This window comes from Acinetobacter sp. CIP 102136 (assembly GCF_000369685.1).
GTDB classification, from domain to species: domain Bacteria; phylum Pseudomonadota; class Gammaproteobacteria; order Pseudomonadales; family Moraxellaceae; genus Acinetobacter; species Acinetobacter fasciculus.
Map to the genome: position 1 here is coordinate 865,658 of NZ_KB850142.1, position 21,428 is coordinate 887,085.

The following is a 21,428-nucleotide window of genomic DNA, read 5'->3' on the forward strand; positions in this document are numbered from 1 at the left end:
GTAGGACCAAAGCCAAGTAAATGTTCAGAAATAATGGAAAGACATTCTGATTTTAACAGGACGTCATGGCGACGATGACCCGGTTGACCACGACTGGCATGTGCCATACCTGAGACACCATCTTGATTGAGCTTCTGCAATAACCGGGTAATTTGACGGGTGGAAAGATTCAGGATTTCAGCAGCACGGACCTGGGTAATACGATGATCTCTAACGTCTTGCAGAACTGCAAGACGTTGAATTTCTTTATCAGACATAGTGATCAGCATCTATATTTTATATCCAGTCCATGGTGATAAAAACCATCATAAACCAGACATTTTTATTGGTGAGAATATAGACACTTTAAATGGGTTCTAACAATAGTATTTCGTATAATGTATATTATGTTAAATACAAGTTAAATAAGATACACTTAACCATAAGTTCATATGTCCATAAAAGTTAATTTTGAAATTTTCAGTGGAAATTAAAGCTAAAAATGAAATCGTTAAAAAATAAAGCTAAAAATGAAATTTTTTCAAAGTGAACTTTATTTCATTTTTAGCTTTAAGGTATATATGCCATCACACAATGACAATTTAGCCTTCTTTCTTATCTACTGTCCAAAAATCGCCCCAAATTCGATTACATATTTGGAAGTATAACTGCTGTCTTTGATCAATATGATCTTTAGTAAAAGTTTCCTCATTTTCTACTACTTTCTCTGACACAAAGGATTTAAATGGTAAATCTAAAGCGCTTATAGCATTCGTAAAGTTTGGATTATTTATATAGGCATCTGGGCTAAAAGATTGAGCTAAAATGTTTTCTTTTAAATAATGCTTAACTTTTTGGCTAACATACATATCTTTGAAAGATTGATTTGTTCCGTTAGGCAACAAAATCAGCCCCCCAAGTCTATTTCTATAGTTCTCAAATGAATGCTTATCTGTGAAAGTGTCCTTATGACGCTCATACTTATTTGCCCAAAGATGTTCAACCTCAAATGGTTTACCTTTTGATGGTTCATAATAGTCAACAAATGAGCTTTGCATTCCAGAAGCTTGTTCAACGAACACAGTCATGCGTGCTAAAAGAAACTTGACAAATCTGTAATTTTGACCATGTAATCTGAAATTTAATATACCATTAATTTTCTTATCCATTTTTTCTAATTTTTCTGAAAGAATAATTTTTAGTGTATCGAAGTCTTTTTGTCTAATTTCTTTTACTAGACTGTACATTGTATAACGTATTGATGTTGCAGAAAATAAATTAAAATTTAATGATCTTCTAACAGAAAAGGTTTCAATATAGCGAGCGACTAAATCTATTTTTTGCTTAACAAGCATATCATTATCAGACAAGGTTAAAGGTGCGAGCATAAGTGGTATGCTTAAGGTTGGAGCTATCCCCCATCTATGAATATAAAACACATGCTCTAATCCTTCAGTTAGATTTTTTTGAGCATGTAAAATTGTAGTATATGCTTTGAGGAAAAATTTGAATTTAGTATTAACGAATTCTTCATAAGATAAAGCACCATTTGGATCTAAACCTACTTTATCAGTATTGTCACGCACCCAACTATGAAATCTAGTTCCTATTTTTTCAAAATCTTCATTTTTAGAACCTGCTGCACCTTGTCGAATAGTATCTGCGTATTGTGCACGTAACCAAGATTGAAAGAATCGTTGATCTTCATTCTTATCAATTTTTTTTAAATTTTGAATTTCTAATTTCCAAAACTCGTCTGCTTTTTTTCGTTTATTTTTATCATTAAATTTGGATAGTAAAAAACCTTTAAGCATTTCAGAAGGTGTTAAATTTAAACCACGATCATTCATAGTCTCAAAAATAGTATAAGCATTTTCATCAGAATAGGCGGTAATTTGAACTAAAATTACTTTTTCTTTGAGCCAATCTATAAAATTTGGAAAACACTTAGTTATATCTTCAGGGAATACTTCTGAAATATCTTCATATCTTGCAGCCATGTTTAATGAAGACTCATCTGCATCAGTATTGTTAAATACCCCATTTTCAAATAAAGCATTAAAGCAAACCAACCTTTCTTCAACCTGAATATTAAAGCTCTTTTCACCAAATTTCTCTGAGAAGATCATTGGGGAAATATTTAAGCTCTCTCCAATATCCTTTTGAAAATGATTAAGAAAGATTAAAAAAAGTGTTAGAGACGTTAGACGTTGCTGACCATCAATAATACTTAAACTACCATCTTCCGATACTGAAACAACAAATGGCCCTAGATAATAGCTATTATAATTTTGAACTTCTTTACGGGCATCCCCTTCAGTATATTCATTAAGAAATGCTGTGGTTAGATCTGTCACTAATTGCTGAATATGCTGTTTCTGCCAAGAATATTCCCGTTGGAAATAATCAACCGAATATTTTTGTTCATTCAGCACTTGATATAGAGATCGATGAGCTGCTTCAATCTTATTTGAAATATTGGACATTTAACCCTCTGTAAAGCTTATGAAAATATATAACTTATAAAATACATAGCTTATTGAGGTAATAACGATGACTCAAGATTAAATTGAGTTTTTTGTTCTTGTATCGCCTGCGTACAAGAGAAACGCAACTGAAAAGGATTTTATGACTTGTATATTTTACTTGTCTAAAAATTTAGACTGTTTCTCCCGCCCTCGAAACATAAGCGAGTTCAACCGACATATACCAGATCAACACAAACGCCAAACATCAATCAAGACGACTTGTTAAAAACAAGCTTAATCAATTGTTTAACTGCCTACAAGCGTTAGGCGCTCATTTATTGCAATTAGCCTATCAGCGCCTAGGTAGTAAAAATAATAATTAAAAATCAATAGGATATAAACTCATAGTTTTGACTTTTAAAAATTATAAAATTTCGTGCTGTTTAAACAGTGCCGTAAAGAAGTCTTTTACCAGAGAGACTGCATTTTCTTCAGGTGTATTTTGATCGTTATAGAACTCAGCACCACCAAAGCGATATACTTCATAACCTCTTAAACGTAGATCACGGTCTACCTTAACCATTTCCGCATAGCGTTTGGTATCCGCTCGACCATCTTCCCGTGCATAGTGATGTTTACCATCAATTTCAATAATCACACGTTTGAGATTTGGCAAGATCATGAGAAAGTCGATCCGTTGTCGGATACGTGTTTTTCCACCTTCTAAATCTTTTGCTCGCATTGGGTCGTATGCGATATAAACCTGTGGAATAAGTGCTGGTAGTTTTTCCCCAAGTTTTTCCTGAAACAAAGAAAAGTATGATTTAAAGAATATTTCTTCAGCTTTAGAATCTAAACAATTATTTAAGCGTGTTCTGAGCTTTAAATTAGGATAAATGTTGATTTCATCCCACCAATCTTCCATATCAGACCAATTGAGATGATCAATAATCTTTCTATCGTATGTGAGAGGATCGCCATCATCTGAAATAACAGATACAGTTCCATCTAATGCATCACTGATCCCAATATTCGGTTTTGTGCCAATTGCACCGAAAATCAAATAGTCTGGTGCTTTATTGGGTTTATATTCTTGTTCTTTAATTTTAAAAAATGGATAGTTTTTTGACTCATCTAAAGCCAGAATCATTCCATCTTTTTGCAGCACCTCATTAATTTTAGAAATTAAAATCCTGTTTTCAGATTCATCTCTTAAACTTGAATTGGCAATATTCCTAAGTAGCTTTCTAAAAGTTGCAGTTGATGCTTCAAAAACATTAAGAGCCTCAAATAGTTCATCTATTGAAGTAAAAGTTTGGTCTTTAATACCTTCAGTTAAAAATACCTTTGATAATTCTTTCGCTGCATTTTCTTTTCCAAACACATCAATTGGTAGAGTATTAGCAATCTTTTTACGAGTTTTTAAGCGTATTGGTGGTAAGACATCATCATAATAGTAGCTAATTGTATTGAATAAAGTTGGATCATCAATTTTATTTGAGTATGTGATACAAAATTCTATACAAGTCTTTGGATTTATCATTCCTAAAATATTTTTTATATCTGATGTATATAACCAGCTTTTACTCATGAAAAGGCTATTTCCTTCCCTATAAATTCTATCAACTTCTCTTTTCACATTTATAGAAGTTAAGAAGTCACTTCGACTATCTAGAAATGAAATAATTTCATTTTCAGGCTTAAATATATGATTATATTTACTTAAATATTTTGAGGTTTCTTGAATTACGGCACTAATATTCATAAATTCTTGTGTTCAATTAAGGTCATACAGCTAAACTATGAAAAATTGATAGCTACTATCATGCATATATTTAAAAATCATTTAAATTAGCTTTGAACGCAATTGCTTTAAAATCACTTGTATCTTTAGCACCAAATGGATTTTTAATTTCTCTAATCTCAACGATTGATTCTAAATCTTCACTCAGTACAACTCTGTAGATATAGGCTTCTTCACCTTTCGCTTTTAGCACATTAAACTCATTAGCGCTAAAGAAAAAATCAGCTTCGGCATTTACTGTTGTCGTTTTGACTTCTATATAACGTGATTGACCATCAAAATGACTTTCAATGTCATAGCCTTGGCTAACATTGATTTTTCTACGGTCAATGATGTATTTCTCAAAGTCTTCAGGTTTAGCACCCAACCCTTCTAGACGCTTTTTTTCATAGGCAATGGCAAAATCCTCACCTGCTGTACCGATCTTATCTTGGCGTTCAAGCTTCTTTAAAAGATCTTCAGGTAACATTTCTTTCTTTGTCGGAGCAGTCGGAGCAGTCGGAGCAGTCGGAGCATATTCCATTAATTTTAGATATTCAGCAAAAGTTACCTTAGAAATTTTTATAATTGTTTCTTTTCCCTGAATTCCTCTAATAGCTTTAATTGCTGAATGAATCTTTTTAGGATCAGGGTATCGTTTGATTTTTCCATTGAAGATTTCTAAGCTAGATATCACACCAAAATCTTGGACATCATCAACATAAAAAGTTGCACTATCTTTATTCGCTTTTAAAGCTAATGTAAATCCGTTATTGATTTCATAGGCAATTAATGGAGTATCTTCCTGATCGATATAATGCAATGCCTGATTATTAAATCTTTTTTGTAAATCATTAAAAATATCTAAACTTTCCTGATTACAAATATGATTTTCCATGGGTTCATCACAGTTCTCAGCAATAACTTCTATCTTCGTCATCACACCCCCTCCACTGCATTCGCCACCAAAGCATCTGCTAAATGAAGTTTGGTTTTCTGTAATTTACTTTGTAAAACTTGAAGCTGTTCAATCATAGAAAAGAGTTGATTAACTTTTTGAACAATCTTTATTTGCTGATTTTTTGTAAATAAAGGAACTAATATTGACCCAATATGCTTTTGATTGACTGTCTTCTGACCTGCAGTTGTAATGAAAAGTGATTCAATTTGAGAGCGTATTAATCTTGATCTACCAATAGTTGATAAATACTCTGAATCAATCCATAACTGATTAAGGCGCATACGAATAAAATGATCACAGTAGATTGCTTTAATATCATCAGCGCAATAAGTAAAACTACCTACAATATCAGTACTACCATTTACACGAGTAATTAAAATATCATTTTTGATTAATTGATATCTAGCAATAGAGTTTTCATCAATAACTAAATAACGTAAATCTGATAAATCTATTCTGTTATTAGTTATATCTGCTAATCTCAAAACAGCTATCTCAACACCATCTTTATCTCCACGACTTGAGTTACCATTTTGAAAAGATGGAATTAATTCTTCTAAACGCACCCAACAAGCATCTTCTGGCAATTCAAACGGCTTTTCATCTTCGCTAATCTCAGGCAAAGGCTTTGACTTTTTAATCTTCCCTTCTTTAATCAGCTTGGCTTTTTCATCCGCAATTTTTTTAAGCAACTCACTTGCAGGTTCATCACTTGGGTCTTGTTTAACCAATTTACCCATCACAGCGAGCTGTAAAACAGTTTGTTTCAACTGCTCAATGCTGTATTCCGTAGTAAATAACACATCAAAGTTTGCCACAATGCGTTGCCAATTGGCTTGAAACTCATCGGCATCACTTGATTCTGTTACAGCTTTGAGCAAAGTATCGACCAATGTGGCATGGGCATCACTGCTTAAAGTTTGTTGTTGTTCAAGCTGATCACACAGTTGCATAAGTTCATCAACTTTTTCAACGATTTGTGATCTTTCTTCCTTAGATGGCATAGGCACTAGGAATTTTCTTAGATCGGCTGATGATAAGTTTGGCTGAGCAGTACCATTATCGTAAATTTTGATCTGCTTTTTAGCAAAATTAGACTGCAAAAAAAGACTTATATAATCGATGAAGCTATTTTCATAAGCTCTTAATATTACTAAAGATGAAGCAATTGCCCCCTTCAAATCTTTTTGAACAACAGCATATTTACCAAGTGAACCTCTTAAGCAATATAAAATGTCACCTTCTTTAAATTTACCACTGTTTAATGAGTCAAATTTATCCTGAGTAATAAATGTCATCTCATGAATATCAATACCATCATTTTTCAAATGACCAGCATTAACAAATGGAATACCTATTTCAACAAGGCAATCTTTATTGGGATAGTTTTTTCCTCTATCGCCATTCTCAAAATAGAATAAATTTCCTAAAGTTTCCCAAGCCCAAGAAGATGGTATTTTAAATATAGTGTCTTTAAGTTTTTCTTTAATCACACTAGTATCAATTTTTTTTGAATTACTTTTGTTTAGGCTAAAAAACTCTTGTTCAAATTGAACTGTTGAATGTGTTTTGACTAAACTCCCTGAAATAGCCAAATCTAAAATTAATTCACGAAGTTTTTGCACCCCATAAATCGTATCATTAGAACCCGAACTACGCCCACGCCCTGACTTCTTTTCAGTTTCCGCAGTCAGCCAAATATCTAAATGCTCGGTAATGAGCTGTTTTACATCGGTCATCTCATTCACCCTCAATTATTGGCTTAACGCTTCATCTAAAATCGTTTTTAGCTGATTACGGATTTTGCTGATCTCAGCTTGTAAATCCGCATACTGTGCTAACAATTCCTCAGGGTCTTTAACTTCCTCTTCCGCTTGATGCGGATTTTTAATATCTAAATTGTAGTTACGATCTAAAATCTCTTGCTTAGAGACTTTCCACGCCTGTTCATTTTCAACACGACTGGCAAAACCGTCAGCTTCATTGCCCCACCACGCTTTTAAAGCATCAAACTCTTTGAGTTGAATTGGCTTGGTCTTGTTATACGCTTTTACGCCTTGAGGTAATTTATGCTCATAGAACCAAATATCTTTGGTCTTTTTGCCTTTGGTGAAGAATAAAATATTGGTACTGATTGACGTATACGGTGCAAAAACAGACTTCGGCAAACGCACAATGGTATGCAGATTGCATTTCTCCATCAGCTCTTCTTTAATGGCAGTTTTAATGCCTTCACCAAACATAAAGCCATCAGGCAATACCACGGCTGCACGACCATTGGATTTTAACAGCTGAATCAACAGCACCATAAACAAATCGGCAGTTTCACGGGTTTGGAACTTAGACGGGAAATTCTTCTCAATGCCTTGTTCTTCCGTACCGCCAAATGGTGGGTTGGTCAGAATCACGTCCACACGCTTATCTGCTGTCCATGAAATCAATGGATAAGACAAGGTATTATCACGACGGATTTTTACAGGCACATCTATGCCGTGTAAAATCATATTGGTGGTGCAAAGCAAATGCGGTAAAGGTTTTTTCTCAATGCCGTAAATGCTGTCGTGCAAGACTTTTTCATCATCAGCATTTTTGACATAGTTTTCACGCTTATGTTCAATGGCAGAGGTTAAAAAGCCACCCGTACCACATGCAGGATCAAGCACAGATTCATGCAGCTTTGGATCGACAATTTGTGCCATAAACGTGGTGACAGCACGAGGGGTATAAAACTCACCTGAGTTTTTCGCATTTTGCAGATCACGCAACAATTGCTCGTAAATATCACCAAACGCATGACGTTCAGATGATTTATTAAAGTCAAAACCCTTTTGGATTTGGTTAATCACTTTACGGATTAAACCACCTGACTTCATATAGTTATAGGCATCAGCAAAGACTGCTTGAACCACACGGGCACGTGGGTCATCACTTTCTTGAGCGAGATTTTGTAAGCGTGGAAACAGTTGATTATCAATAAAGTCTTTTAAAGCATCACCTGTAATGCCTTCATCATTGGCTGCCCAGTTACGCCAACGGAATTCTTCAGGAATTGGTGATTTAAAGGTCTTGCCTTCAAAAAATGCAAGAGTTTCTGCTTCTTTTTCACGGTCATCAACCACTTTCAGGAAAAGCATCCAAACCAACTGACCTAGACGTTGTACATCACCATCCACACCCACATCTTCACGCATGGTATCTTGAATAGACTTAATTGTTCCCGAAATGCTCATAATTCGACTTCAAATCATTAATATTAAATTTGTGCAAGAGTTTAACAGACAGCAACCTTAAGACACATCATCGTAAAGTTGATCGCCCAGTTCTTTCAGTGCTTTTGTATATTCTTCAACCGAACCAAAGGACTGAATAATTTCCATGAGTGATCCCATCTGATTAAAAGGTGGAACTTTTAAAATCTGCACATCTTCAATCGGCTGAATCCCTTGATCAGCAAACTTGTCCAGCAATGCATCTAACACCTGACGCGCCTGCTCGTTGTACTTGGTAAAGTAATTACGTTTACGGACGTTATTGGCACGTTCTTTTTTAGTCAGTGCTGGCTGATCAAAAGCAATATGACAAATCAGATCAAAAGCATCGAAGTCCTTACCAACTTCATCTTCCAGTGCTTCAAAAATCACACCTTGCTTTTGAAATTCTTCAATAATTAGCGATTTTTTATCTGCCCCTTTCCATTTTCGAAGGAAGGTATCTAAAGACTCATAATCCTTCAGAATATGCTGACGAGTGTAATCTTTAAGTGACTCTGTGACTAACTTGCCATCATTGTCATAGAACTGAATACGTTCCCCAATAACTTTCACAGGAACATTGTTCACAACAAATTTTTTAGGTGGTTCACCTTCAGTATCATCGTCATCGCTACCTCCTGTTGGAGGATCAAAAATCGTTGGCTCAGCAGTTGTATCATCACTAACTTCTCCATCGTCTTTTTCTTCTGGAGGGACAATCGGTTCACCTTCTTTTGGTTCATAAATCACCACAGGCTCACCATCAAAAGCAGGATCACTAAATAATTCTGTCGCTTTCTTAAAGTCCATAATCGTGAACCAAGACTTTCCAAACTCTTCATTTACTCGTGTACCACGACCAATGATTTGCTTGAACTCGGTCATGGATTGAATATGCTGATCGAGAACAATCAATTTACAAGTTTGGGCATCAACACCTGTCGTCATGAGCTTGGAAGTAGTTGCAATGACAGGATAACGTTCTTCAGGGTTAATGAAGTTATCTAGTTCAGCTTTACCTTCTTGATCATCCCCCGTAATGCGCATGACATACTTGCGATTTTCTTTAATTTTATCAGGGTTCAGGTTTACAAGTGCCTGACGCATACGCTCTGCATGATCGATATTGTCACAGAATACAATGGTTTTGGCATAGGGATCAGTGCTGTTCAAATACTCCGTAATTTTTCTAGCTACTAACTCTGTACGCTTTTCGAGGACAAGCGTTTTATCCATATCCTTTAAATTAAAGATACGATCTTCAATTTCATTACCATGTCTATCTTTTTGACCTTTAGCTGGTCGCCACCCTTGCAGATCCTTATCTATATCAATACGAATCACTTTGTAAGGTGCAAGGAAACCATCTTGAATACCTTGTTTCAAGGTATAGGTATATACAGGTTCACCAAAATAAGTGATGTTAGATGTATCTTTTGTTTCTTTAGGTGTTGCAGTTAAACCGATGTGGGTCGCTGAACTAAAATATTCAAGAATGTCACGCCATGCAGAATCTTCTTTAGCACTACCACGATGACATTCATCAATCACGATTAGATCAAAGAATTCAGGACTGAACTGCTTATAAATGTTCTTCTCTTCTTCTGAGCCTGTTACAGCCTGGTATAAGGACAGATAGATTTCATAGCTTTTATCAACCGTGCGATTGGTGATTTTTGTCATCTTGTCGCCAAAGGGTTTAAAGTCATTATTCTTGGTTTGATCAACTAGAATATTACGGTCAGCTAAAAAGAGAATGCGTTTTTTAGCACCAGATTTCCATAAACGCCAAATGATCTGAAAAGCGGTATAGGTCTTGCCTGTACCTGTTGCCATAACCAATAAGACACGATCTTGCCCACGAGCAATTGCTTCTAATGTCTTATTAATCGCATTGGTTTGGTAATAACGTGGTGTGCGATCTGTACCATCATCGTAATAAGGAAATTCAACAATAGCTTTTGCTTCAGGTGATATTACACCATGATGCTGCTGATATAGATTCCATAACATATCTGGTGCTGGGAATTGATCTAAACCTAACTCTGTTTCCACCTTATTGGGATTAAACAAACCTGTCTGGTCATGTAAAAGAAAGCCATCTCCATTCGTGGAAAATACAAAGGGAGTTTGTAAACAGTCAGCATAACCAAGCGCTTGTTGCATACCAGCGCCTAGAGTATGATTGTTGTCTTTGGCTTCAATCACCGCAATCGGGATGTTCTTTTTATAGTAGAGAATATAGTCTGCACGTTTGGTTTCACCACGAGTATGCAATTTGCCACGAACCATGATTTGACCTTTTGTAAAAGTCACTTCTTCACGGATCTGTTGCGCTGTCCACCCTGCATTTATTAGAGCAGGATAGATAAAACGAGTACAAATCTCACGTTCTGACAAATCCTTTTTAGACATATACCCCTCACTGTGCGCAACAATATGTAAATTATGCAAACTTATGTAAATTAAATATAGTTTTTACTTGAATTTTAATATATCAATTTTTTGAATACATTTTTAGTTTTGCGGATGATTTTACTAATATTTTTTTCATTTATTTTCTTAATAAAATTTATTATTAAAAATATTAGAAAGATGCCACTTACCTAAGACATGATTTGAGTAGAATTTAATTTATAAAGAAAAAATGAAATTAATTAACTTAATGAATGTGGAAAAAATATAAATATTTGATATTGATGGTAAAAATTACAAACCATAATGGTATCAATTTTCAAAATTTTCCATCATAAGGTTAAGCAACTAGATAGGCTTATCTTATGAAAATTCTAAATACCCGGCGAAAAATTATGCCGCATCCACATCGTGTAACAGGTTTGTTCGCAAGTCGCAAAAATGGCTCATATATTGGATGGGAATCACAATTAGAAAAGGATCTTTGCCATTTGCTTGAATGTAATACTGATATTGTGTCCTATGAATCTCAATCAAGAACTTTCGAATATATTGATAATGGAAAGAAAAGAACCTATACACCAGATTTCTTTGTCGTATATTCTGATGGGCGAGAAATGTATTTAGAGGTTAAATTTCAAAAGTTTGTAGAGAAATTTAAACAGGATAAACAGAAAATTTTGGAAGATATCAATAAAGAAAATATATCATTCAAAATTATTACAGAAATTGATATCAGATGCGGATATTTTTTAGAAAATATCAAATATCTTGAAAGATATGCAGATATTCCAGTTAAACAGAGTACATTAGATATAATTGCACAAATTAAAAATAAGTATATATCTATAGAAAGACTTGCTGAAATTGTCCCCCTTCACGAAATATATAATTTAATTTACTTTGATTATTTTGATGTTGATATCAACAATCAGCTAATCAAAAGCAATTCTATTCTAGGATTGTATAATGATTAAAGTAAATTATCAAAATAAAATCTGGAATTTACATCGAGAAGATAATATTTTGATTCTAATTGATGTAAATAATGGATCTAATATTTTAAAAATTGAAAAAAGAGAATTTGAAAATTTGCTTTATCAAAATATTATTGTTTATTTGGATGATTATGCATCGCAAAAACAGACAAGTTCTTTAATGTATTTTGATAACGAAGAAAATCATTCAGAAAAAATTAAAACAAAAATAGAAATAGTAAAAAGATATGTAAATTATGGGAAAGATTACAATAAGAAAGATTTTTGTATATATGCTAAAAAACAATTAAAAATTAAGTGGTCTTTAAGCACAATTAACCGAGTTATAACTGATTTTGAAAAATGTGGAAATAATTTGAATTTTCTGATTCCAAAAAAACAAGTACGGAAAAGTCGTCTTAATAAAAATATTCAAAAAATTATTATGGATTGTATCCAAAAAGAATTTGCAAACACCCATCGAAAAAATATACGAAATCTTTATGAAAAGATAAAGATTGCATTATATAAAATAAATATCGAGGAAGAGGGCTTCCCTTCTTATCAAACGGTTTGTAACTATGTACATAAATATGGGTATGATCTTGATGTAGAGAAAAAACGCCTTGGTAGTAAAGAATATTATAAAAGATATGGTGCTGTTTTTAATGGTGTAAAGACTACTTATCCATTAGAACGTGTTGAAATTGATCATACATATTTAGATATAAAAGTATATGTAGAGGATACGGATGAGTATGGGAACAAGAGAGCTCTGTTTGGGAGACCTGTACTTACTGTTATAAAAGATCATTACACAAAATCTTTTCTTGGCTACTATTTAGCTTTTTATGCTCCAAATACAGAAATCTCAATAAGATGTTTAAAACATGCAATGCAGAGAAAATCTGAAAAGTATTCTGAAATTGGTGAGGAATGGATTCAATATGGAAGAATCAAAGAAATCGTAATGGATAATGGTACTGAATTTAAAAGTAAAAAATTTGCAGAGGTTTGTCTTAACTTAGGAATAAACCTTATATACTCATCTTCATATGAGCCGTGGTTGAAAGGCACGGTAGAGTCAGCATTTAATAATTTAAGTACACTTTTAGAACGATTACCTTCTAAAATAAGAAAAGATATTATCGTTGGTCAGAAAGTAGAAGAAACAGTTATCTCATTTCAGAATTTAGATTTTTTATTAAATTTATGGATAATTAAAGATTATCATAATAAATATAATGAAAGAACGAAAAATACAGCAAATAATCTATGGGTTAATTATTTTAAAGATAATAATATTTTAGATGCTGAGATAGAAAATATTAATTTTGATCTGATGGATGTTGAAACAATATATCGCAAACTTTCTCGAAAAGGAATTATTATTAATGCAGTTCGCTACAACTCTAATGAATTAAATGATTTATTTAAAAGGAATAAGAAATTTAAGTTGACAAAAATAACTAATGATGCGAAAAGGTTTTTTTAGTTAACAGATGTTCACACATGCCTAGAATTGTTTCTGTACCACTTAGTTTAGAACAGCGAGAACGACTCATTTTTCTGGTCAAGCATGCAAAACATTGGCGTGAAAGGCAACGTGCCCAAACTATTCTCTGGCTTTCCGAAGGTAAAAGCGTTGCGGAAGTTGCCACTCTACAAGAACGTATCCCAGAAACCATAAGGCTACAACGCCGACGTTGGGAATTGTATGAGTTTGAATCGATTAAAGAAGGTCATCGCTCAGGTCGACCCAATACATTGATCTCAGACTATCAGGCGAAAATCCTAGATTGGGTCAATACAAGTCCACTCAATGCAGAACAAATCCGAGTCAAACTACATGAAGAATACGAAGTGTCCGTGTCTGTTGAAACCATTCGTAAGTTTTTACGTGATTCAGGTATGGTCTTCAAGCGTACCCGTCATAGCTTGAAAAAAAAGAGATCCGATTGCATTTGAACAAGCAACACAGCAGATTGAAGAATTACGAGAGCAAGCGGCACGTGGTGAAATTATATTAGGTTATGTTGATGAAACAGGATTTTCATCTACACCTGATAACCGCTATGCGTGGACAAAGATAGGTGATGTTCATGCGGTTGATGCAATAAGATTAAAACGAGTTAATGTCATGGGGTGTTTGCTTTCAACGGGGAAACTGGTGACAAGCTGTTTACAAGAGTCAGTGACAAGTACTTGGTTTTATGCCTATTTAACTGGAATAGCTCAACGAGTAAAACAGACATATAACCTTCCATTGGTTCTTATTGTTGATAATGCCTCGATTCATAGAAGTAAAAAGATGGCTGATTACAGAGAGCTACTTAAAACTAACTTTTCGACGAATCTGTATTTTATTCCAGCTTATAGCCCTGAGTTAAATCGAATCGAGATGGTATGGAAGCAGATGAAATATTATTGGCGAGATTTTCAAGTCATGACAGCTGACAAAATAGAGCAATGGGTGGAGAAAGTATCAAACCAATTCGGAAAAGAATACATGTTTACTTTTTAATGGATACTTAATGCTTTGACCATAAAAGCTAAAATTAATATAAATAGTGATGATGTGTCTTATATATATGTATTTGATGAGATGTATGATAAATATTTAAAAGTTAGTAATATAGATGGTATTCCTGTCGGCTTTTCAAGTAAAGACTTAAAATTTATAAATAAAAAACAAAATATTTTAAAGCATAAAATTAACAGGATTCATGATAAAAAAGTAAATGAGGTAAATCAAAGTATAAATTCTATTATAAATAAAAGTAAATATGATCAAAAAGCTTTAAGAAGGAAAAAGATATCAAGCGATAATACAATTATTAAGTCACCTAAGAAACCAGAAGTGATTGATTTAGACATTCAAGAATCTATTTATGCTGATGGAGGTCTATTTGATGTCGATGATTAGTGAGGCTCAATTAGCAAAAATTGCAAATATTGAATCTATTTATATCCCTTATCCAAATATCCAGAAAGCTAAAAATAAGCTTAAGGAAGTCTTGGAGTTGAACAGTTTTCTTGCTGAACCTGAATGTGTATTACTAACAGGTGATAGTGGGTCTGGTAAAACCTCATTTATAAAACAATTCGTTAGTCACTATCCCGTAATCTATGATGATGAAGTAGACATCAGGACTGTGATTTATGTTGAGATACCCTCTCAAGCGAGTATTAAAGACCTTTGCATAGTAATACTTAAAGCTTTTGATGATCCTGTTGATAATGGTAAATTAACGAAGTTAGTACTTGGTGAGAAAGTGATTAATTTTGCTAAGCTGGCTAAGACTAAACTTTTGATCCTAGATGAATTTCAGCATCTTACAGAAAAATCTACTTTAACCAAAGTAGATAATCTTGCTAATTGGATTAAAAATTTTATAAATGTTACAAGAATTCCTGTGTTAATTGTGGGTATGCCTGAATCAGAATATGTACTTTCTGAAAATGCTCAACTTAGTAGAAGATTCTATACAAGGTATAAACTTGAATTCTTTTCATTAGCTACCTCAAGAGATGTGGGTGTTTATTATAAATTTTTAAAAAATTTAAGTGGTCAACTAGATTTTGACAACTCAGATATCATAATTAATAAATTTTATTCTATTTCATTGTATTACGTGGCAAACAAAAATTTAGCATTATTTATGCGCATTATAAGATTTGCTTGCCGAATTGCCATTTTACAAAAGGTTAACCACCTTAAATTTGAACATTTTTTGCATGCACTGAACGAGTTGCGGCATTATCAATATATTAATGATTTTACGTATGCTTTTCGGTCAAAAAATTATGAGGTGATCAAAACATCTTTAGTAAATGAAAAAGTTGATTGGAGTAGTATTGATGAACAGTTTAGTCATCAGACCGAATCCATTAGATAATGAACATATCCTAGGATATGTTTTTAGAATAATAAGATTAAATTAGACTTCCGTCATAAATCAAAAAACGTACAATTTATTTGATCTTAAATTAATCAGCAAAATTATTTAATTCAAGAGATAATCCTTGGATGAAATTCAAAGATATTCAAAAATTATCAAACGTTAAGTTTCGTAGGCTTACCGGTGTTAGTTGGGCTACATTTAACCTCATGTTGGCCGAGCTAAATAAGCATTTACCTCGTCATATTGGTAAAGGACGACCGCATAAATTACCGTTGGAAGATCGTTTGCTCTTATGTATAGAATATTGGAGAGAATATCGAACATTTTTCCATCTTGGTATGAGTTACGGTGTATCTGAAACGAGTGCAATTCGTATCACACGTGTTATTGAAGATACCTTAATCCGTTCTGGAAAATTTAACTTGCCAAAACAACTTCCTAATCGAGATGAAGTGGATTGGGAAGTTGTTGTGATTGATGCAACTGAAATATTAGTTCAACGTCCAAAAAAAACAGAAGAAATGGTATAGCGGTAAAAAAAAGCGACATACCTTTAAATTTCAGCTATCTATGCACTATACAACAGGTGAAATACTGAGTGTATGTGGAAGTCATGGAAGCATGCATGATTTTAAAATATTTAAAAAAAGTATGAGGAAATTAAAATTTAAGCCCTTTTTTATCGTTGATAAGGGGTATTTAGGGATAAAAAAATTGGGTTTTGGATGCCTCATGCCATCTAAAGCAAAGAAAACTGAAAAATTAGATTCTGAATTAAAAAAGTTAAATACAGAGATTGGTCGTAGACGAATTCAAGTAGAGCATGTATTTGGAAGGATGAAATGTTTTAAGATTTTATCTTGTGTATATAGAAATCGTCGTAAAAGATTAAACCTGCGGTTTAATTTACTTGCTGGCATATACAATTTAGATTGGGTGAAAGATAAACAATTAAATTGATTGAAAAATGATTTATGAAGGAAGTCTATTATATTCATGATGCTCAACAATATCTTTCTCAATTTACAAATGCTAAATCTTTAAGAAAATGTCTAACAAATATACTTAACCAAGAATTTGATATTAATCTGTTTTCAGAACATCTAAGAAAAGATCAGAGGTGGATCAGGAAATTTGAACAACACTTATAAGTGATATTTTGCTCCCCAAATGATGTTATAAACATCAATATATGGAGTATTTTATGACACGTAGACCAAGAAGAAATCATTCAAATGACTTTAAAGCTAAGGTAGCACTTGCTGCGATTAAAGCAGAAAAAACACTTGCTGAATTGAGTGCTGAATTTGATGTTCATCAAAACCAAATTATTGACTGGAAAAATCAACTGATTTCAGCTTCCTCGCAAGCTTTCGATCAATCAAAAGCTCCAACAGAACCACCCATCGATCTAAAAAAACTACATGCAAAAATCGGTGAGCAGGCATTAGAAATTGATTTTTTAGAAGGTGTGTTGAAGAAACTGGGCCGCTTCAACCACAAAAGTTAATCGATGACTCACTTCAGATTTCAGTATCTAAGCAAGCTAAGCTGCTGAAAGTCTCCCGTGGTTGTTATTACTATCGCCCAAAACCTGTGAGTGAATCAGATCTGAAGCTGATGCGCTGTATGGATGAGTTACATATGCAATACCCTTTTGCAGGTAGCCGTATGATGCGTGATTTATTGAATCGTCAAGGACATCATATAGGACGACGTCATACACGTACTTTAATGAAGAAAATGGGCATTAATGCGTTATATCGTAAACCAAATCTAAGTCAGGCCAATCAAGCTCACCGTAAATATCCATATCTGCTCAAAGGATTGGCTATTCAGCGCAGTAATCAAGTGTGGTGTACGGATATAACGTATATCCCTATGGCAAAAGGCTTTGTTTATTTATGTGCTGTGATTGATTGGCATAGCCGCAAGGTACTTGCGCATAGGGTATCGATTAGTATGGAGGTGGATTTTTGTATTTCGGCTTTAAATGAAGCAATTGAAAAATATGGATCACCTGAAATATTTAATACAGACCAGGGCAGTCAGTTCACCAGTGATGCATTTATTGATGTATTGAAATCAAATGGCATTCAAATCAGTATGGATGGTAAAGGTCGATGGATTGATAATGTGATGGTTGAACGGTTATGGAGAAGCGTTAAATATGAAGAGGTGTATCTCAAAGCTTATAGCAGTGTCACCGATGCGAAAAAGCAATTGAGTGCATATTTTGAATTTTATAATTTGAAACGACCTCATTCGAGTCTGGACAAAATGACTCCAGATGAGTTTTACTATGACCAGCTACCACAACAAAATAAGGTAGCTTAACTAGAGCAGAATATCACTTATAAATAAGCTTTTAGTTGTTCAAACAAGTGGGACCACCTCTATCCTGAGTTGATCAGGTCTCTTTACTGGCAAGAACAATTAAATAAACTAGGACTTACGCATTGACGGATTCAAAAAAGTATTAAAATACTTTATAAAGTATCTGTGATCAGACGAATTAAACATGCTTCTACAGCAACTTGTACATTACCCATTTATATGGGCTTTCTCATGACAGAACCGAACTCTATTAGCTGCACACAACTTGCCGAGACTTATAATATCTCGCATGATAGTGTAAATCGCTTTCTAGAACGTGAAGACTACACACCTCACGACCTATATCAAGAATCAATTCAACATATTGATAATAATAAACTTATAGTCAGTATTGATGATACTGTTTTAGATAAACCATATAGTCAACATATGGACTTGGTTAGCTATTTTTGGTCAGGCAAACACCACCGATCCGTCAAGGGTATTAATCTCATTACCTTGTATGCGACAGATCAAAATGGTCAAAATATTCCAATTAATTTCCGAATTTATGACAAATCTGAAAGTAAAACCAAGAATGATTACTTTATGGATATGTTAAGTGAAGTACTCAGTTGGGGTGCAAAGATTCAATTTATTACAGGTGATAGTTGGTATTCATCGACTGGAAATCTAAAAACCATAAGAAAATATGGTATTCGATTTATGTTTGGTATCGACTGTAACCGTAAGGTTTCCCCAGAAAAAGGACAATGGTTTCAACTGCGTTTATTGCCAGATTTCCATCAGGGTCAAGTGGTCTGGCTCAAAGATTTTGGCTTTGTACAATTATTTAAGACTCAGTTAAAAGAACAGCAGAGGTTTTATATTGTGCATCAAGATGAAGATGATTTATTGTCCTTTGAGGGTTTTCATGAATTACATTCAAGTCATTGGAAAATAGAGCAATATCACCGGGTGATTAAACAGGTTTGTCATATTGAAAAGTTTCAAGTAAGACGATCTAAACTGATTTTGAATCATATTTTTTCAGCCTTGATGGCCTACGTTGAGATACAAAAGAACCAGTTTGAGCGGATCTTTGAAAATGTATATCGTTGGCAGAAGAAATTATTTAGACCAGTTATCAAAAACTTCATTGATGACTTTATTCTCGATAAAAATCATCTGCTACCACAGAGAATCTATAAATAATAGTGCGTAAGTCCTATAAACCTACATCTAATTGCCCAACGATCTGCAGTTTATGTTATGCAAAACAGAGTTTTATTGATAAAAATTGGATGTCCCCTTTACAAGTAATTTGTGAAAAGCATCTAGTGTTTTTAACAAATAAATGTAAGCACTGTGGTCGTGTTTTGGAATGGCAATTTATAGAATTTCATACCTGTCGAACATGTAAAGAACCAATATTTTCTGATCCGATAGAACCGTCTTTGCTATCCCAATCACTGTATTTAGACTATATTTTAAACAAGAGAAGACATTTTTCTTTTTCTGATCACCAGTTGGCTAGTACCCTTTCTTTCTTTTTACTGCTGACTGAAGGTCAATCTTATTATAATACTCAAAGCAATTTTTATCGGGCACATGATTATTCTCAAAAAAGGATATTGGCAAGTTATGACTGTTCACTTAACTACTTTTTAAAAAATAACTTATTTGAAGATTTCTTAATACAATTATATGAAAACACTCCATATGATACTCAGAGAAGGAATAGAATATACGAATGCTTTACCCAAATTGACCAATACATAAACGATCAGTTTGTAAGACATCAGCTAATTAGCTCTATAAAAAAGTGTTATTTCCTCAAAAATAAAATTAGTAAATCTGTTTATGTAAAAATTAAATCTATTATTAACTCTAATAGCAATTATCATAATAGTTATATTGGATTAAATAATATTCGACGAGAGATTTTTGATTTAATAACCCTATTTCAATTTAAATACATTACTAAGACAAATACTTCTACACTAAAGTTTCTTATTGAAAATTCTTTTATAGACGTACTCAAGTCTAAAAATGGGACTTATAAATATATCTCAATTTATTCACTATATAAACTCATGAATTCATTGAAAATGTATTCTTCTATACTAAATAGTAATGATGAAAAAAATTTAATAAAATTTCGGGATTTAAGTATAGAAGATAAGAAAAACTTTCTTTATTCTGTATTAGGTGGTAGTCCTTGTAAGTATGAATATAATGTATTAACAGGAATTGATGATATCAAAGTTGTTATAAATCACTGCTTATAAAGAAATCATAATTATTCGTCCTAATTTATTTCTACTGTTTTTTTTATCTAAGATTTCATTATTAGCTTTAATTTCTTAAAAAAATCGTCCACTGGTTATAATTTCATTTTTAACTTGAAATCACAGTGAATTTCAAAATTAAGTTTTTTTTTATCAAAAATCGATATAGCTAAATCAGTTACTTAGAGATGGTAAAATTTCAAAATTAACTTTTATAGACATCATATCTTCCTTGTCCATAAAAGTGAATTTTGAAATTTTTAGAAGAAAATTGAATTAATCAGTCCAGCCCAATAAAACTGGGCTGATACTTTATTGTGGGATTTAGCAGACGCTCTGCACTGCATTTACAAACCGCTGTGTATCAAAAGTATGGTTAGATACCAGACCGAACTGGCTCACCTCGCCAACAATTACGGCGCGTCCCATGCTCAGTGCGACATAAATGCCGGCAATATTTTCCAGCAAGGTGGCAAATGGAATCAGGCACAAATGCCGTCCAAGCTGACTGCTGGCCAATGCATGACTGAGTGAATGCGTAATTGATTCTATGGTGTCTTCAGCCAGACACACGCCTTTCGGTGTCCCCGTACTGCCAGAGGTATAGGTGATTTTTGCCGGCTGCTGGGTTTGTAAAGAAGATGAATACTGTACTGCCTGTTCTAGCTGAAAAAAGCGTGCATGTAGCTGGCCAGCAATAAAAATCTCATCTCTACTCATGTCTTGAGCCAGATTTAACAGCCATTCTGGTGCAGAGAAAGATTCATCCAGAATACAGAGCAGCTCTGTTTGGCTGTCGGAAAGCAGATGCCGTACTTGGGCTACAGTAAAAAATAGAGGAACAGGTATTACAGTCATGCCGGCTTTTTGTGCGGCAAGATCGACCACAATCCAGTCGATGCTGCTCACGCCCCATAAGGCCAGATGGCACAGATTAAGCTGCTTGAAACCGGCACTCAATAATTCTACCCGCTGCTGTAGCTCCGCATAGCTGAGGGTTGCCTGTGTGGTGACTACCGCTTCTAGCTGCGGATATTGTCGTGCTTGCAGGCTGATACGTTCAAATAAAGCAGTCATCATTT

18 protein-coding genes and 1 pseudogene are annotated in these 21,428 nt (G+C 33.7%); 11 read left to right on the plus strand and 8 right to left on the minus strand.

Annotated elements, in window-relative coordinates; translation table 11 throughout:
• From F893_RS17895 to hsdR, 7 genes are all read right to left on the minus strand, one after another.
• The coding region (locus F893_RS17895; RefSeq protein ID WP_005251681.1) for a helix-turn-helix domain-containing protein at positions 1–269 on the minus strand (269 nt) is incomplete at its 3' end.
• A gap of 312 nt (positions 270–581) precedes the next feature.
• Complete coding sequence (locus F893_RS09695) at positions 582–2,465, minus strand: DUF262 domain-containing protein (RefSeq protein WP_005251687.1); 1,884 nt, start codon at positions 2,463–2,465, stop codon at positions 582–584.
• Between the two features lie 406 nt (positions 2,466–2,871).
• Positions 2,872–4,212: an AbiJ-related protein gene (locus tag F893_RS09700; RefSeq protein WP_005251696.1), complete on the minus strand. Its 1,341-nt coding sequence runs from the start codon at positions 4,210–4,212 to the stop codon at positions 2,872–2,874.
• A 70-nt stretch (positions 4,213–4,282) separates the two neighbouring features.
• Positions 4,283–5,170: a protein NO VEIN domain-containing protein gene (locus F893_RS09705; RefSeq protein ID WP_005251700.1), complete on the minus strand. Its 888-nt coding sequence runs from the start codon at positions 5,168–5,170 to the stop codon at positions 4,283–4,285.
• Positions 5,170–6,930 carry a restriction endonuclease subunit S gene (locus F893_RS09710; RefSeq protein ID WP_005251702.1) on the minus strand — a complete coding sequence of 587 codons (1,761 nt, stop codon included), beginning with the start codon at positions 6,928–6,930 and terminating at the stop codon, positions 5,170–5,172. Before F893_RS09710 ends, F893_RS09705 begins: the two co-directional genes overlap by 1 nt.
• 15 nt (positions 6,931–6,945) lie before the next feature.
• Positions 6,946–8,421: an N-6 DNA methylase gene (locus F893_RS09715; RefSeq protein WP_005251703.1), complete on the minus strand. Its 1,476-nt coding sequence runs from the start codon at positions 8,419–8,421 to the stop codon at positions 6,946–6,948.
• 57 nt (positions 8,422–8,478) lie between these two features.
• Positions 8,479–10,857, minus strand: a complete 2,379-nt coding sequence (gene hsdR, locus F893_RS09720; protein WP_005251706.1) for an EcoAI/FtnUII family type I restriction enzme subunit R — start codon at positions 10,855–10,857, stop codon at positions 8,479–8,481.
• 365 nt (positions 10,858–11,222) lie between these two features.
• Between hsdR and F893_RS09725 the strand changes: the two genes are divergently transcribed.
• The 11 genes and pseudogenes from F893_RS09725 to F893_RS09785 all read left to right on the plus strand — a co-directional run bounded on the left by F893_RS09725 (position 11,223) and on the right by F893_RS09785 (position 20,346).
• Positions 11,223–11,834, plus strand: coding sequence for a TnsA endonuclease N-terminal domain-containing protein (locus F893_RS09725; protein WP_005251708.1), 612 nt, complete (start codon positions 11,223–11,225; stop codon positions 11,832–11,834).
• On the plus strand, positions 11,827–13,329 hold the full coding sequence (locus F893_RS09730) for an integrase catalytic domain-containing protein (RefSeq protein WP_005251709.1): 1,503 nt from the start codon (positions 11,827–11,829) through the stop codon (positions 13,327–13,329). Before F893_RS09725 ends, F893_RS09730 begins: the two co-directional genes overlap by 8 nt.
• A 17-nt stretch (positions 13,330–13,346) precedes the next feature.
• Positions 13,347–13,802, plus strand: a complete 456-nt coding sequence (locus F893_RS09735) for a helix-turn-helix domain-containing protein (protein WP_004647755.1) — start codon at positions 13,347–13,349, stop codon at positions 13,800–13,802.
• Positions 13,803–13,818: 16 nt separating this feature from the next.
• Positions 13,819–14,358 carry an IS630 family transposase gene (locus tag F893_RS09740; RefSeq protein WP_228761479.1) on the plus strand — a complete coding sequence of 180 codons (540 nt, stop codon included), beginning with the start codon at positions 13,819–13,821 and terminating at the stop codon, positions 14,356–14,358.
• Positions 14,359–14,373: 15 nt separating this feature from the next.
• The gene (locus tag F893_RS09745; protein ID WP_005251714.1) at positions 14,374–14,760 is read left to right on the plus strand and encodes a hypothetical protein; all 387 of its coding nucleotides are present in this window, start codon (positions 14,374–14,376) and stop codon (positions 14,758–14,760) included.
• Positions 14,747–15,733: a TniB family NTP-binding protein gene (locus F893_RS09750; RefSeq protein WP_005251716.1), complete on the plus strand. Its 987-nt coding sequence runs from the start codon at positions 14,747–14,749 to the stop codon at positions 15,731–15,733. The genes F893_RS09745 and F893_RS09750 overlap by 14 nt, the downstream gene beginning before the upstream one ends.
• A 131-nt stretch (positions 15,734–15,864) precedes the next feature.
• On the plus strand, positions 15,865–16,269 hold the full coding sequence (locus F893_RS09755; protein ID WP_000669095.1) for a transposase family protein: 405 nt from the start codon (positions 15,865–15,867) through the stop codon (positions 16,267–16,269).
• A gap of 37 nt (positions 16,270–16,306) precedes the next feature.
• Positions 16,307–16,699, plus strand: a pseudogene (locus F893_RS17485) (transposase family protein); the annotation flags it as partial.
• Between the two features lie 244 nt (positions 16,700–16,943).
• Positions 16,944–18,076 (plus strand): IS3 family transposase gene (locus F893_RS17490; protein WP_227554019.1). Its coding sequence is split into 2 segments (ribosomal slippage): positions 16,944–17,196 and positions 17,196–18,076, totalling 1,134 coding nucleotides; the frame shifts between segments, so codons are not numbered across the junction.
• 165 nt (positions 18,077–18,241) lie between these two features.
• The gene (locus F893_RS09780; RefSeq protein ID WP_079255106.1) at positions 18,242–19,270 is read left to right on the plus strand and encodes an IS701 family transposase; all 1,029 of its coding nucleotides are present in this window, start codon (positions 18,242–18,244) and stop codon (positions 19,268–19,270) included.
• An 89-nt stretch (positions 19,271–19,359) separates the two neighbouring features.
• The gene (locus tag F893_RS09785; protein ID WP_005251719.1) at positions 19,360–20,346 is read left to right on the plus strand and encodes a hypothetical protein; all 987 of its coding nucleotides are present in this window, start codon (positions 19,360–19,362) and stop codon (positions 20,344–20,346) included.
• A gap of 324 nt (positions 20,347–20,670) precedes the next feature.
• Here F893_RS09785 and F893_RS17495 read toward each other — a convergent pair whose 3' ends face one another.
• Entirely contained in the window at positions 20,671–21,426 is a 756-nt protein-coding gene (locus F893_RS17495) for an AMP-binding protein (protein WP_005251720.1), read from the minus strand.
• Positions 21,427–21,428: the final 2 nt, after the last annotated feature.